Origin of the sequence: Pseudoalteromonas sp. A3 (assembly GCF_025942345.1) — a bacterium.
Classification (GTDB): domain Bacteria; phylum Pseudomonadota; class Gammaproteobacteria; order Enterobacterales; family Alteromonadaceae; genus Pseudoalteromonas; species Pseudoalteromonas atlantica.
In genome coordinates, this window is the sequence record NZ_JAPCKL010000001.1 from 556,515 (window position 1) to 571,758 (window position 15,244).

Here is a 15,244-nt window from a genome sequence, read left to right on the forward strand (position 1 = left end):
ATATATTAAGGCGAAACGCAGATGGGAAGAGCTTACCAAAACAAAAAAGATTCAATGGCTAAAACTGCGGGTGCTAAAACTAAAGTTTATTCTAAGTACGGTAAAGAAATATACATTTGCGCTAAAAATGGTGGCGTAGATCCAGATGGTAACCTTGCGCTGCGCCGTTTAATCGAGCGCGCTAAAAAAGACCAGGTACCCGCACACGTTATTGAGCGCGCAATAGACAAAGCCAAAGGCGGTGGCGGTGAAGATTACGCAGCCACACGTTATGAGGGTTACGGCCCTGGTAACTGTATGATTATTGTTGACTGTTTAACCGACAACAACAAACGCACGTTTGCTGATGTACGTATTTGTTTTACCAAAGCAAACGCTAAAATAGGCGCACAAAATTCGGTATCACATTTATTTGATCACCTCGCTATTTTTGTTTTTGATGGCGATGACGATGAAGCTGTACTAGAGGCCCTTATGATGGCCGATGTTGATGTAACAGATGTAGAAGTAGAAAACGGTAAAGTGACGGTTTTTGCACCACATACAGAATACAACAACACCCGTACAGCGCTTGAAGAAATGGGTATTACAGATTTTGACGTAGATTTAATTTCGTTTGTACCACAAGTTGAAGCCCCTATTGAAGGTGAAGACGTAGAAGTAATGGAGCGCTTTTTAGCCATGCTTGAAGATTGTGACGACGTGCAAAACGTTTACCATAACGCGCAATTTTAAACTTTACTAAACGTATTTACTTTAAGCCAACAGCGATGTTGGCTTTTTTATTTTAAAAGGCTTGTGAAAATTTATGAATACCCTTGCAGAGCTTAAGTCTGGTAGGTTGAATGGTGTTACTCGCTTACAACTCGTAGAAGGCTTAACTGAGTTTCCTTTAGAAATTTTAACCCTTGCAGATACCCTAGAAGTACTCGATTTATCAAACAATGATCTCACTACACTGCCAGATGAGTTTGCGTGCTTAACAAAGCTTAAGCGGGTGTTTTTATCGTTTAACCAATTTGAACATATACCTAAAGTACTCGCTAAGTGCCCTGCTTTAATTATGGTTGCATTTAAAGGCAATCAAATAACAGAGTTTGCACTAAACAGCTTACCTAAAAATATTGAATGGTTAATACTTACTGATAACAAATTAAGCGCATTGCCAAGTGACTTTGGTAATTACACACAGCTTAGAAAGCTCGCCCTTGCAGGAAATAACCTAAAACAACTACCCGCGAGTATGGCTTCTTGTACTAATTTAGAGCTAGTTAGGCTCTCTGCTAATAACCTAACAAAACTTGATAATTGGCTATTAGAACTCCACAAACTTGCTTGGCTTGCCTTTGCGGGTAATGCATTTAATAAAGCTCAGTGCTTAACTAACAGTCGTTTGCAAAACACGCCACTTGAAAATTTTCAGCTTAAAAAAGTAATTGGCCAAGGTGCATCGGGCGTTATTCATTTAGCTAAAACAGCACAGCACGATGTGGCGGTAAAATTATTTAAAGGGGCAATAACAAGCGATGGCTACCCACTTGATGAAGTAAACTGCTGTTTACAAGCAGGCTATCATAAAAACTTAATTAACGTATTAAGCTACATAGAGCAAAGCACACAGCTTGGTTTAGTTATGGAGCTAATAGATACACGCTTTACTAATTTAGGTTTGCCGCCAAGTTTAGAAACCTGTACGCGCGATACATTTAATGACGGTTGTAATTACCCTATTGAAGCTGTTTATAAAATAGCAAAACAGATGGCAAATACGCTAACTCACCTACATGATAATTACGTAAGCCATGGCGATATTTACGCACACAATACCATGATAAATGAACAATATGACGTTTTATTTGGTGATTTTGGTGCAGCAACAAATTTAGCCATGCTTAGCGAATATCAGCAACAGCAAATACAGTTAATAGAAGTCCGCGCTTTTGGTTGCTTAATTGAGGACTTGCTAAGCACTGTTAGCACTGCAGATAAGCAAAACGAACTGTTTAATAAAATGTCCTATATAGCAGCGCGTGCTATAAATACAGATATTGCATCGCGCCCTAGTTTTAAAGAGCTAAGCGCTCTATTAAACGAGCGGGTATAAATCAATCAAAATAAAAAAGCCTGCATAATGCAGGCTTGGTTGGATAAAGCTAAACTTTTACGCGGTCAATTATAAGTACTGACCTAATGCTTTAACTTGGTCTAACATGCGGTTTGAGAAACCCCACTCGTTGTCGTACCAAGCCATTACTTTAACTAGTTTGCCATCAGCTTTAGTTTGCGTTGCATCAAAAATTGATGACGCAGGGTTGTGATTAAAATCAATAGAAACAAGCGGAAGCTCGTTGTACTCTAAAATTTCTTTCATTGAACCTGTTGCTGCGGCTTTCATTACTTCGTTGATTTCTTCAGCAGTTGTTTCGCGCTTAGTGATAAACGTAAAATCAACTAAAGAAACATTGATAGTAGGTACACGTACCGACATACCGTCTAATTTACCCGCAAGCTCAGGAAGTACTAAGCCAACAGCTGCAGCTGCACCTGTTTTAGTTGGGATCATAGACTGAGTTGCACTACGTGCACGGTATAAATCTGGGTGATAAACGTCAGATAAGTTTTGATCGTTTGTGTAAGCATGAATTGTAGTCATGCTACCTTGCTCAATACCTACTGTGTCGTTAATTGCTTTTGCAATTGGCGCTAAACAGTTAGTAGTACATGATGCGTTAGAGATAATGTTGCTATCAGCGTTAATTACATCGCTGTTAACGCCGTGTACTACCGTTGCATCTAAATCTTTACCAGGAGCAGATACAATTACTTTTTTAGCACCTGCTGTAATGTGCTTAGCTGCGTCTTCACGCTTAGTGAAAAAACCAGTACATTCTAAAACGATATCTACGTTTAACTCTTTCCACGGTAAGTTTGCAGGATCACGCTCTTGAGTCAAAGTAATTACGTCATCACCAATCAGCATAGTGTTATCTGATAACGTTACTTTTTGAGAAAATTGACCGTGAACTGAGTCAAATTGTGTTAAATGCGCATTTACGTTAGCCGGTGCTAAATCGTTAATTGCTACAATTTTAATTTCACTGTTTTGTGCTGACTCGTAAAGTGCACGTAATACGTTGCGACCGATACGGCCATAGCCATTAATTGCTACATTAATCATTTTTAGACTCCTATTTAACTTCACTTGCTTGTCGAGCAAGCGCTTCAATGGCTTGCCAGTCTTTGTTTTCAATTAGTTGCTTATCTAGCATCCACGTACCACCAACACAAATAACGTTATTAAGCGCTAAGTAATTAGGGGCTGTTGCTAGGCTAATACCACCGGTTGGGCAAAAAGTAATGTGCGGCAATGGCCCGCCAATCGACTTAAGCATTGCCGTTCCACCTGCAGCCTCTGCAGGGAAGAATTTTAAGTACTTAAAGCCATGGCTTGCTAACTGCATTACTTCGCTTGCAGTTGCTGCACCCGGTAAAAAAGGGATGTCTGAATCTTTAGCTAATGCTAATAATTCATCACTTACACCTGGGCTTACCATAAAATCAGCGCCTGCTTCTACTGAAGCATCAAAGCTAGCTTTATCAACCACTGTACCTGTACCAACGTAAGCTTCTGGAACTTCTGCTTTCATTAGTTTTACAGCTTCCACTGCAACAGGCGTGCGTAGCGTAATTTCAAGGGCTTTTAAGCCACCGTTGTATAACGCTCTAGCGAGTGGTGCTGCATCTTCTAGTTTTTCGATTACAACCACTGGCACCACAGGTGCCGACGCTAAGATTTTTTCAATACTCATTACTTGTTCCTCATTACCCAGTGTGTGGCAATTATTATTCAAGTCCAAAAGCACTCGCACCTAAATCGGCGCTGCTTACAATATTTCTAAATCCAGTAAATAACTCTCGGCCGGTACCAAAGGTTAAGCTTGGTTGGCTAAGTTGTAGTTCACGCTTAGCAAGCTCTTCGTCGCTAACATGTACTTTTAATATTCCGTTTGGCGCATCCAGTGTTACTAAATCGCCCTCAAGAATTTTTGCAATAATGCCACCTTCAACAGCTTCTGGCGCTAAGTGAATAGCAGCAGGTACTTTACCTGATGCGCCCGACATACGGCCATCAGTCACAATGGCTACTTTAAAGCCTTCGTCTTGAAGTGTTGCCATTACAGGCGTTAATTTATGCAGCTCTGGCATACCTTTCGCTTTAGGGCCTTGCTCTTTAAGCACGGCAATAAAGTCTTGGTTTAACTCGCCACGGCTGTATGCCTCTTGCAGTTCGCCTTGTGAGCTAAATACTTTAGCTGGGGCTGTTACTACTTGGTGCTCAGTGGCTACAGCAGACACTTTAATGACGGCTTTACCTAGGTTACCCGTAAGTAGTTGTAGGCCGCCTTGCTTGCTAAATGGATTGCTAATTGGACGCAGTACTTCTTCATCGAGTGAGTTTTCTGGGCAATCTACCCATTTCACTTTTGAAGGGCCTGTTGAGTTGCTCATAATTAAGCTGTCGTCTTTATCTAAACGCGGCTCCATCATGTAAGGCGCTAGGCCTTCACCAAGCATTGTTTTAACATCAGTATGCAAGTAACCTGCGCCGGCTAATTCACGCATTAAGAAGCCCATACCGCCTGCGGCTTGGAAATGGTTTACATCGGCTGAGCCGTTAGGGTAAATACGCGTAAGTAGTGGTACAACTTCTGATAAATCAGACATGTCTTTCCACGTTACTTGAATACCCGCCGCTTTTGCGATAGCAACAATATGAATAGCGTGGTTAGTTGAGCCACCTGTAGATAGCAAGCCAACTAAACCATTAATAATGGTTTTTTCGCTGATTACATCTGCTAAACACGGGCTTTCTTTATCATCTGTAAGCTGCTTAAGCATGGTTTCTACAGCATTACCTGTTAAACCATCGCGAAGCTCAGTGTAAGGGTTAATAAACGAGCTACCTGGAAGGTGTAAGCCCATTATTTCCATTAACATTTGGTTTGAGTTAGCAGTACCGTAAAACGTACACGTACCTGCGCTGTGGTACGAGGCGCTTTCAGCTTCAAGTAAGTCTTCACGGCTTACTAAACCTTGTGCAAATTTTTGGCGAATACGTGCTTTTTCTTTGTTAGGAATACCAGATTGCATTGGCCCAGCAGGTAAAAAGAATACCGGTAAGTGACCAAAAGATAAGGCACCAATTAATAAACCTGGGACAATTTTGTCACATACGCCTAAACAAAAAACGCCGTCAAATACGTCATGCGATAGTGATACCGCTGTAGACATAGCAATTACGTCGCGAGAAAAAAGCGATAATTCCATGCCGTCACGCCCTTGCGTAACGCCATCACACATTGCTGGTACACCGCCTGCAACTTGGGCAGTGGCGTCGTACTTAGTAGCAAGGTCTTTAATTAAATCTGGGAAATCTTTGTATGGCACATGGGCCGAAAGCATATCGTTATATGAGTTGATAATAGCAAGATTTGGCTGCTCATCAGCCTTTAAGCGCGCTTTGTCGTCGCTGCTACACGCAGCCATAACGTGAGCGATGTTTCCGCAGCCTAGCCCGGCACGGACTCTTGTTTGTTTTTTTGCGTGCGAAATACGATCTAAATAATCTTGACGGGTTTGTTTACTGCGTTCAATAACGCGTTGGGTGACTTCTTCAATGCGAGGGTGCAACATAATTTAGCTCATCTCTATTAGTTAGAGGAAAAAGGCTCAGTAGCAATTACAGACTCCACGTAAATAACTGCACTGAGCATCTTTGATTTACCCGTTCAAAGGTACGCTACCAGGGAGCCTCTCACAACAACCCTGACACCGGTGTCACTGTATTAACGCATAGCATTGACACCGGTGTCAACCCTGAGTAACAAAAATAGTGTAAAATTTTAACGTGACCAATTAATGACCATGCTAATTTTAGTTTATTTGCTAAAATCCGCACAAAAAAAACCCGAATAAGCGTCACTCAAATTCGGGTTACTGTGAAAAACAAAAAAGGGGGTTATTTTATTGCAGCAGTAGACTCGCGGGTAATTAAACGTGATTCTAGCGTTACCTGATACGGCTGCTCTTGTGGCTGCGAAATATGCGATATAAGCTGCGTAACAGCTTGTTTAGTCATTTCTTCAACAGGTTGTGCAATAGTCGTTAAGCCCGGCCATATATGGCGAGCAATTGGTGCATTATCAAACCCTGCAATAGAAATATCATCGGGTACGCGTAATTGGCGCTGTGTGGCAAGTTTTAATACCGCCGCCGCCATGTAATCGTTTGATGCAAATACCGCAGTAGGACGTGGCGATAAATCTAAAATGCTGCGCGCACTGTCTACACCTGAGTGATAACTAAAGTTACCCTCTTCTACTAGGCGCTCGTCAAATTCTATACCGTGGCTTGCCAACGCTCGTCTGTAACCTTTAAAGCGCTGTTGTGTAGCACTGTGATCAGGGTGGCCTTTAATAAAAGCAATCGACTTATGGCCAAGCGAAATTAAGTGCTCGGTTATTTCATAAGCGCCCTGCTCGTCATTACTGCGCACTGAAATTGAATCATCTTCTAGCAGTGCCGATGCAACCCGTGCATAGGGTATTTTTTTAGCTTTTAAAAAATTAGCGAGTTTTTCAAAATCACCAAATGGCGGGGTAAGTACTACGCCATCTAAACGCGAGGTTTGTAATAACTGCTCTATATCGTTAATTAAATCATCGCCACGTAATTCGCACGGGTGTATTAATAAGTTGTAGTTATTCTCTTTACAGGCAGCAAGCGCACCCGTTTGTACGCGTGTTATATAACTTTTACTGGGGTTGTCGTATAGGCAGCCAATAATAAAGCTGCGATTTTGCGCAAGCCCGCGTGCTATTGGGTTAGGCGTGTAATCAAGCTCTTTAAATACTTTAAGTACTTTTTCTCGCGTAGCTGCACTCACGTTAGGCTCATTATTTAAAACCCGCGACACGGTTTTTTTAGAAACCCCCGCATGGCTTGCTACGCTATTTATGGTTACTTTTTTCATTTGTTCATTATCCAAATACAACCATTAAGCAAATTTACTTGCTGTTATATAAACACGCACCCGCCCCAATTAGCGGTATGTTATCTTGTGTTACTAAAGTAACTGGAATTTGCCCTGCATATTGCGACATAACACCTTTTTGCGAAAAACGCTCTACAAAGCGGCTTTCAAGTAATCGTGTTTGCATGCGCGGTAAAATACCGCCGCCTATAAATAGGCCACCTAATGCGCCGTATACTACCGCTAAATCGCCTGCCACACTGCCAATCCAGTCACAAAACTGATTAAGCGTTGCATCGCACACTTCACACTCGCCACTATTCGCAAGGCTACTAATTTGTGCTGCATCTAAATTTTTAGCTGTAACCCCTTTCACGGCTGCCATTGCTTTGTATAAATGGGCAATACCTGGGCCTGAAAAAACAGTTTCTATAGATACATGAGGGTGCTCTTTACGAAGCTCGTTAATTAATAAAGCGTCTAACTCGTTCACAGGAGCAAGCGACATATGCCCGCCCTCAGAGCTTAATACTGCAGTTGACTGCGCGGTACGCACTAAACACGCAGCACCAAAGCCAGTACCTGGGCCCATAACACCAATATTTGCATTTGCATCGGCTTGACCAGGCTTAATAGTAATGTTTTGCGTTGAGTCTAAATAAGGTGCTGCATAAGCAAACGCAGCAAAGTCATTAATTACTTCTAATTGTGTTAGATTAAAATGTGCTTTAAATTCACTAACACTAAAATGCCAACCTAAATTGGTTAAATGCACTTGACCTGCTTTTATAGGGCCTGCAACAGCTAAGCATGCCTGAGTTGGCGTAACATGGGGAATCGTTGTTAGGTATTGTTCAAGTGCGCTTTCTAATGAGCCAAAATTAGCACTGGGAAATATGTTAATATGCTCAATAACAAACTGGTTAGTTTGCTCATTAAAGTCGGTAATTAATGCAAAGCGCGCATTGGTGCCACCAATATCGGCAACTAAGATAGGGTTAAACTGGGCAGAAGAATTTTGGCTCATGGTATTATCTCTTTTGTGTAAGCGGCTTATGCTTATTATTTTACAACAGCTATGCGTTGTTATTTATACACTTTGAGCTATCACCTCAAAGTAGCTATCACAGTAAAAAAGGCTGCTATATAAAATAGCAGCTAATACGTTTTGACAACAAAATGATAAAACATTGGCATTATGACACCGGTGTCAGGATTAGATCAATAATAAATCGCAAAAAGCTTGAAATAATTCACTAATAGTCGAAAATGACACAATTATTTAGCATTTAATTAAGTTGTAACAATGAAAGGTAAAGCCACCTCATTTGACATTGCCCATTATGCAGGGGTTTCACAATCAACTGTATCTCGCGCTTTACGTAACAGCCCCCTTGTTAATGAAGAAACACGCAAACGCGTCCACGACATAGCAAAACAACTTAACTATAAAGTTGATAAAAATGCCAGTAACTTACGTACTCAGCAAAGTAGTACCCTTGCGCTATTGTTGTTTGAAGACCCAACATCAGATGAATCACAAATAAATCCATTCTTTTTATCAATGCTGGGCAGTATTACCCGTGCGTGTGCAAAAGAAGGTTACGACTTATTAGTGTCGTTTCAATCAGCTAGCGCCGATTGGCAAGCCGACTACGAAGACAGCCACAGAGCCGATGGCATTATTTTGCTCGGCTATGGTGATTACATAGACTTTCAACCAAAATTTAAAACCTTGCTTGACCAAAACACTAAGTTTGTATGCTGGGGCGCCACAGTAGATAACCGTCCAGATCTTACTGTATGCTGCGACAATTACGGCGGGGGCAAACTAGCCGCTGGCCATTTAATTGCCCATAGCCGCACCGATTGCGCGTTTATCGGTGATGCATCTGATCACAGCCCAGAATTTTTTGCCCGCTTTCAGGGGTTTAAAGATGAGCTACTTACTAATGGTATAACCATTAATGAGCGAAAAATGGCCAATGCTATTTCAACTGAAGAGTCTGGTTATCATGCTACACGCTCACTTATTGCAAATAACATAAAATTTAACGCCTTATTTGCCGCCAGTGATTTAATTGCCATTGGTGCAATTCGCGCTTTAAAAGAAGCCAATATTAATGTTCCTAACGAAGTGGCCGTGGTCGGTTTTGATAACATAGCCATTGCAAGCTACATAAACCCACCGCTTACAACCATAGCGCAAGACACCACCGTTGCAGGGCAAATGTTAGTAGAGAACTTACTTAAATTAATACGTGAAGAAGAAGTGCAAAGCACCCTTTTACCGCCGGTATTAATTGCCAGAGGGTCTAGTTAAGAATTTATCACTCAACTTCATTGTGCTTATTAAACATTAAAGCCCCACTTAGATACAAAAAAGCCACGGCTGTTAACCGTGGCTTTAATTTTACATTTTGAACTAGCCTTATTTTAAAGCTTTCTCAACAACGGGATAATGATCCCAAACTTGTTTGTCGCTCAATGAACGGACTAATTTAATATACTCGGCATGAGTCCATGCCAATGGTGTTGCTGAATTAGTCCCCTCGCCTAGCTCATAACCTGCTTTGTTAACCCCTACACCATCCCATACTTGCTCTGGTAACATAAGGCCGTTATTAGCAAATTGCTCTAAGCCTTTCACATAGCTGTTTTTAATTTGCGCTTGTTTAGCATCATCCAGAGCGTTGTTTGCATTAGCTGCTGCGATTTCGTAATGCCCGCGCTCACCGGTGAAAAATGGCCATACACGCCCACGTTGGCCTGGTGTATTGCTGCCACCCTCAGCATAGTTTGTGCCTTTAACTTCATCTTCACCGTAACCATCATTGCCATAGCGGCGGTAGCCTGCAAAAGTGCCGCTGCCATCCTCAAAACTAAAGCTGTATTTAACTTGTAGGTTATCTTCAAGTGTTTCATCGTCATACTCAGGTAGTGTTTTAACGATGCTTTCATCATTTGCACCGCGTACACCATAGCGTACTAGCTCTAAAAACCCGCCATCTAAGATTTGCTTTTTATTAAACCCTTCACGGCCATTATTAGCGTTAATTTTAGTATTTGAGTTTGCATCGGTATCTTGGCCTATACGAATAAAGTATTCGCCATCGCTATTTTCGCCTTTTAAGTTACCTTCGGTAGTAAACATTTGCGATTCAATATCGCTGCTGTATTTTTTAGCCGTGGCAAGGTAGCGCTGCGCGTTTTTATCATCGCCACTAAGCGTTGCGATATCGCTTGCGGTAATAAGGCCTGCCACTATTGCTGCAGTTGTAGATGGCGAATAACCGCTTTGCTCTTCCCAGCGCTCTTGTTGTGTTGCCGGTGGTGTAATTTGTGTGTCGTTCCACAAAATTTTAGCAAGTCCCCCCTCGACTAAAAAATCTGCCGCTGGTTTTAACATTTTTCCGTACCAGCTTTTTAGCTCTTCATCGCTAAGTACGTTGGCTTTATGTAACTTCCATGCCAGCATGATAGGCATAGCGGTTTGGTCAAGCTGTACGCCTACCCATTCTAATTCACCATCGACGTGTGTTTTTTGTAAAAACCAGCCTGTATCGCCTTTATTGCCTGGTGTTTTGCTGTTTACTTGCACTTTTTCAAGGTATTCGAACGCTGTTTTTGCTGTGGCAGTATCGCCAAGCGCCATAAATGCCATGGCTACTTGATAAAAATCGCGCACCCATACCGCTTTATAACCCGTAGAACCTTCTTTGGCTGAAACCGTTTCGCCCCATGGGTTAGATAAAGAAGCAATTAATGCTCCTGCGTGTGTTTTATCTTCTTGTGCTTTTAATACCATGGCGCTGGTGTATAAAAGCTTACCGTTATCGGCTGTTTGTTCAACCATGGTATTAAGTGGTTTTAGGCTTTGTAGGTAATCTTCCCAACCTAGCGCTTCTCCTTTGCCGTTGTAGTGATCGAGCACCGTTTGGTACCCTTTAGCTAAGCTTTTTTCGCCTTGCTGTATACTTTGCTGCTGCGTTTTGCCAAAGCTAAGGGCTAAATCAAAAGTAGTATTTGCACTTATCTCGCCAAGCTCTGCAAGCATGCTCACATTACCAGCAGTTTCGCCGGTATTTGTGTATTGGGTAGTTATAGATTGCGTAGTTTTAAGTGCATTAATGCCGTCACTTTTTCCTGTAAACCCTACCGTTTTTGCTTTAAATGGTGACGCGGATTGAAGTGATAGATAGTTATCGTTTTCCCATGCTACTAGGCCTTGCTCTGTTGTTTTAGCAAAGTCACCTAAGCCGTTATTATTAATGTACGGATTAACAGACACATACGCTTTTAGCCCTTCAAGCTCAGTATTAAATACGCTGCGTACAAACAGGGTTTGCCCATCTGGGTCAGTAAATATGTGTTTTTCTAGGCTAAAGCGGCCTTGTTTATCAGTGCTTGTTACTTTATAAGCCAGCGATAACGGGCGACCTTGTGCATCTTTATGTAAGTAATCAATGGTGACATTTAAATCATCCGCTTCACTAACGGTAAAATCTTTACCTGTTACTATAAATTGCATGTCTTTTATTTGTGCTTGGTGAATAAGCCCAAACATGGTTTCGGTGATCATACCTTTAGCAATTGAAAACCATACTTTAGACACATCCCCCGTTGTAGCTGCATCAGTGTATTGGCCGTTTTGGTATTGCTCGTATGATGTACCAATACCTGTTTTACCCGCATAAGCCCAAAAAGGATCTGCGCCTGGGGCACCTGGTGCCGATGTAACCTGTGCTGTGGTACTTTCGTTAGTCGTGCTTGTGTTTTGAGCGCCGCAAGCCGTTAAACCTAACGTTAAAAGAGAGGCGGTTATAAGGTTATATTTTTTCATTGTGTGTCCTTAATGAGAATTTTTAACGCGCATTACTGCAACAGCAGCAACAACAAACGAAGCTGCACCAATTAATAATGCGTAAATAGGCTGATTAGAAAATACGTGGCGTAAAATAAGCCCTAAAACACTGGCGGCAAGTAACTGAGGTATAACTATAAAAAAGTTAAAAATCCCCATATAAACGCCCATTTTGTTACTCGGTAGTGCGTTACTTAACATGGCATACGGGAGTGATAAAATAGACGCCCAAGCAAACCCTACGCCTATCATAGGTATAAGTAGCATTTTAGGGTCTTGAATAAACATGAAGCTTGCAAGACCTAACGCGCCCAGCAATAAATTAAAGCAATGCGCGCCTTTTAATCCCATTTTTTTAACTAAAAACGGAATACACATAGCGGCAATTGCGGCAAATCCATTGTAGGCGGCAAATAAAATACCCACCCAATCTGCACCATCGTTAAATGCTTTAGAAGTTGCATCGCTACTACCATAATGAAAGCTTGTTACTGCAGCGGTGGTATAAATCCACATAGCAAATAAAGTAAACCAGCTAAAAAACTGCACCCAAGCAAGCTGCTTCATGGCATCTGGCATAGTAAATACATCTTGTACTACTTGGTAAAAACCATTTTGGGTTTTATTCGCACTTTTAAGCGCCGCTGCAATCCACTGCACAATACCAAACGCTAATAAACCACCAGCAAGTAGGTATAATTCTTTTTCAAGGGATAAGCCCATGACTAATGCAAGAGTTGCTAAACCCAGTACCACAAAAATAATGGCACCTTTATTAAAGTTAATATCAACCACTTTGCTTGTTGTAGGTTGAGCGCTTTGCTTTTCAAAAGCCGCTAATTGCTCAGGGCTGTATTCTTTAGTACGTGCTACGGTCCAAAGCACGGCAACAAGTAACACCACCCCGCCCCAATAAAATGAGTATTTAACAGATTCAGGAATTTGCCCTGGGGCTGCGGTATTACTTACATCAAACCAGTTGGTCATCATCCATGGTAGCGCTGAGGCTAACACCGCCCCAATACCAATAAAAAAGCTTTGTAAACCGTAACCTGTCGCGCGTTGCTTTTCTGGCAAGTTATCACCAACAAGTGCTCTAAACGGTTCCATGGTTACGTTGATTGACGCATCCATGATCCATAACATACCCGCGGCAATCCAAAGCGTTGGTGAATGCGGCATAATAAATAGTGAAAGCGTTGTTAACACTGCACCTATAAAAAAGAACGGGCGACGACGGCCAAAGCGCCCCCACGTTTTATCGCTCCAATAGCCTATAATAGGCTGAACAATTAAGCCTGTAAGCGGGGCTGCAACCCACAAAATGGGAATATCATCAACTTGTGCGCCTAATGTTTGAAATATTCGGCTCACATTGCCGTTTTGCAGGGCAAAACCAAATTGTATGCCTAAAAAGCCAAAGCACATGTTCCATATTTGCCAAAAACTTAAATTTGGCTTATCGGTATTATTATTTTGATTATTCATTATTAGCCTTATTTGTTAATACTGCGCTGCTAAATGCATCAAGTGTGAGGTTAAATGTAGCGCCTTGCGGGTGAGCTTTAAGCTCGGTGGTGTGATTTTCAAGTAAATCATTTAATAGCGTATTCTCACTCATTGCACCTAATTGTGCCTTTGATAAATTAACCGTAACTGTTTGTGGCTGCTCGCTAAAGTTACTTAACACATAGACACTTTGCAGGCCTAAAGAGCGGGTAAAACCAACAACACGTTCACTTCCTACAAGGTTAAGTGCCGACATTTCTCCGCCTACTACAGCAGGTAAACTATTAAGTGACATAACCGCTTTGTAGTATTCACGAAGTGCTACTTGCGCTGCAGTTAAGTTAGCGCCATCAAATTTCCCGTTATTCATCCATGCTTGGTGCGCTGGTACGCCAATGTAGTCAAAAATACTGGTACGTGTCGGCGCTCCAAACCCCGCTTTTTCAGAGCCATCTTCTCCCACATCTTGAGCAAAATATAAAAGTGTTGGCGCGCGGCTAATTAAATTAGAGACAACTAAAGCAGGTTTACCCCACTGGGCATTACCTGCAAAGCCTGGGCTTGCGATTCGTTGCTCGTCGTGATTTTCTAAAAAGTGCAGCATATGTTGCTCTATATCGAGCACACTTTGATGCGCATCAAAAATACTATTGGCAGGTTGTTTAAGTTTCATTATCGCTTTTAAGGTATCGTAAAAGCCGACTTTATCGTAAAGGTAATCCATTTTACCTTGCTGAATATACGCGCGGTACATTAACGGGTTATATACTTCGGCCAATAAAAAGGCATCGCTTTTTTGCATTTTTATTGACGAATTTAAAAAGCTCCAAAATTCAACCGGTACCATTTCGGCCATGTCGTATCTAAAGCCATCAACGCCTTTGTCTAGCCAAAAAAGCGCAATGTCTCTAAATTTGTACCAGCTATCTGGTAGCTCTTTATCTTGCCAAAACGCATAATGAGCACGGTAATCTTTGTCTTTATAGTCGTTTGGCAGCTGAGCAAAATCGTAGCTACCATCAGGCTTTACGCCATAATTTACTTTTACTGTTTCGTACCAATCGTTAATGTCGGGTTTTGGTGCACGGGCACCGTTACCTGTCCATTTAGCAGGTGTTTCATCAAAAAAGCCATCCGCAAGTGGGTGAGCCTTTCCACCTAACACGGTATAAGTTGTAGAGGTAGGCACTTGAAATGACTGCCCAGGCACATAATAAAAGTTGTTATTTTTATCGTACGTTTTACTGGTGTCGTCTTGTGCGCCGAAATCCTCTACGCCTTTAGGCTTTCCAAGTGATTGATAATTACGGGCAACATGGTTAGGCACTATATCAATAATGACTTTCATACCGTGGCTATGTGTACGTTCAATAAGCTGGCTAAACTCTCCCATACGGTTTGTTACATTAACGGCTAAATCGGGGTTAACATCGTAGTAATCTTTAATTGCGTACGGTGACCCTGCGCGGCCTTTTACTACATCGGGGTCATCTTGTGAAATACCGTAGTCGGTATAATCGCCCACTAACGCGTGGTGTAATACACCGGTATACCAAACGTGCGTGGTACCTAGCTCTTTAATGCCTTTGAGGGCTGCATCGTTAAAGTCGGCAAATTTACCTACGCCGTTTTGATCTTTAGTGCCCCATGGCACATTTGCTGTTTCGGTATTACCAAACAAACGGGTAAATACTTGATATACAACCGGCTTGGTAAGCTCATTTTGCGTGTGGGCAGGTGCTTGCTGTTGCTCAGGTTTGTTATTTTCTGAACACCCTGTAGCAATAAGTGCACTACACAGTACTGCGGGTACATAAACTGATTTTTTCATTGTGTGT

The 15,244-nt window shown here is 41.9% G+C and carries 11 protein-coding genes; 3 read left to right on the plus strand and 8 right to left on the minus strand.

Annotation, left to right across the window (positions count from 1 at the left end):
* Positions 1-21: 21 nt before the first annotated feature.
* Together OIZ54_RS02515 and OIZ54_RS02520 are read left to right on the plus strand one after the other, a co-directional pair.
* Positions 22-735 (plus strand): YebC/PmpR family DNA-binding transcriptional regulator, encoded by a 714-nt coding sequence (locus tag OIZ54_RS02515; RefSeq protein WP_004587809.1) that lies wholly within the window; start codon positions 22-24, stop codon positions 733-735.
* A 73-nt stretch (positions 736-808) separates the two neighbouring features.
* Positions 809-2,104 (plus strand): leucine-rich repeat domain-containing protein, encoded by a 1,296-nt coding sequence (locus OIZ54_RS02520; protein ID WP_264389608.1) that lies wholly within the window; start codon positions 809-811, stop codon positions 2,102-2,104.
* A gap of 69 nt (positions 2,105-2,173) precedes the next feature.
* Here OIZ54_RS02520 and gap read toward each other — a convergent pair whose 3' ends face one another.
* The 5 genes from gap to glk all read right to left on the minus strand — a co-directional run bounded on the left by gap (position 2,174) and on the right by glk (position 8,060).
* Positions 2,174-3,178, minus strand: a complete 1,005-nt coding sequence (gene gap, locus OIZ54_RS02525) for a type I glyceraldehyde-3-phosphate dehydrogenase (RefSeq protein WP_029773117.1) — start codon at positions 3,176-3,178, stop codon at positions 2,174-2,176.
* Positions 3,179-3,188: 10 nt separating this feature from the next.
* Complete coding sequence (eda, locus tag OIZ54_RS02530; RefSeq protein ID WP_004587806.1) at positions 3,189-3,809, minus strand: bifunctional 4-hydroxy-2-oxoglutarate aldolase/2-dehydro-3-deoxy-phosphogluconate aldolase; 621 nt, start codon at positions 3,807-3,809, stop codon at positions 3,189-3,191.
* 34 nt (positions 3,810-3,843) lie between these two features.
* On the minus strand, positions 3,844-5,694 hold the full coding sequence (edd, locus tag OIZ54_RS02535; protein WP_029773525.1) for a phosphogluconate dehydratase: 1,851 nt from the start codon (positions 5,692-5,694) through the stop codon (positions 3,844-3,846).
* A gap of 325 nt (positions 5,695-6,019) precedes the next feature.
* Positions 6,020-7,033 carry a LacI family DNA-binding transcriptional regulator gene (locus OIZ54_RS02540; protein WP_024034047.1) on the minus strand — a complete coding sequence of 338 codons (1,014 nt, stop codon included), beginning with the start codon at positions 7,031-7,033 and terminating at the stop codon, positions 6,020-6,022.
* A 34-nt stretch (positions 7,034-7,067) separates the two neighbouring features.
* Entirely contained in the window at positions 7,068-8,060 is a 993-nt protein-coding gene (gene glk, locus OIZ54_RS02545) for a glucokinase (protein WP_024034046.1), read from the minus strand.
* Between the two features lie 279 nt (positions 8,061-8,339).
* Between glk and OIZ54_RS02550 the strand changes: the two genes are divergently transcribed.
* On the plus strand, positions 8,340-9,356 hold the full coding sequence (locus tag OIZ54_RS02550) for a LacI family DNA-binding transcriptional regulator (protein ID WP_264389611.1): 1,017 nt from the start codon (positions 8,340-8,342) through the stop codon (positions 9,354-9,356).
* Positions 9,357-9,464: 108 nt separating this feature from the next.
* Here the strand turns inward: OIZ54_RS02550 and OIZ54_RS02555 are convergent, their stop codons facing one another.
* From OIZ54_RS02555 to OIZ54_RS02565, 3 genes are read right to left on the minus strand one after another with little or no spacing between them, the layout of a single operon-like run.
* Complete coding sequence (locus OIZ54_RS02555; RefSeq protein WP_264389612.1) at positions 9,465-11,876, minus strand: glycoside hydrolase family 15 protein; 2,412 nt, start codon at positions 11,874-11,876, stop codon at positions 9,465-9,467.
* Between the two features lie 9 nt (positions 11,877-11,885).
* A complete protein-coding gene (locus OIZ54_RS02560; protein ID WP_264389613.1) occupies positions 11,886-13,385 on the minus strand; it encodes an MFS transporter in 1,500 nt (499 codons plus the stop codon).
* Positions 13,378-15,237 (minus strand): alpha-amylase family protein, encoded by a 1,860-nt coding sequence (locus OIZ54_RS02565; protein WP_264389614.1) that lies wholly within the window; start codon positions 15,235-15,237, stop codon positions 13,378-13,380. The genes OIZ54_RS02560 and OIZ54_RS02565 overlap by 8 nt, the downstream gene beginning before the upstream one ends.
* Positions 15,238-15,244 lie beyond the last annotated feature (7 nt).